We start from the raw sequence: 239 nt of genomic DNA, 5'->3' as shown, positions 1-239 counted from the left end.
CCCAGGGCTCGACCGCGTACAGGGCCGCGAAGCGTTGGATCACCGCAGCAGCTCGCGCAGCCAGGTGGCGCAGTCGCTGGCAGCGCCGGCCGGCCAGGTCACCGTGATCGCCATGGCGCCACGTTGCAGCTCGATGCGGATGACATCCCGTTGATGAACTCGCTGGGCTTGCTTCACGGCGACGCGCACTTCGGGAACATCCTGACTGACGGGCAGCGGCTGTACTTTGCTGACCTCGG

The 239-nt window shown here is 67.4% G+C and carries 1 protein-coding gene; it reads right to left on the bottom strand.

The genetic code is table 11. From position 1 onward, the window contains the following. Window positions 1-39 precede the first annotated feature (39 nt). A partial coding sequence (locus RVY79_RS21375; RefSeq protein ID WP_317466633.1) for a hypothetical protein occupies window positions 40-239 on the bottom strand: 200 nt, incomplete at its 5' end.

Origin of the sequence: Chromohalobacter sp. HP20-39 (genome assembly GCF_033052815.1) — a bacterium.
Lineage (GTDB): Bacteria > Pseudomonadota > Gammaproteobacteria > Pseudomonadales > Halomonadaceae > Chromohalobacter.
Note: the sequence above shows the minus strand (reverse complement) of the source record. Positions and strands in the feature narration are given on the sequence as shown.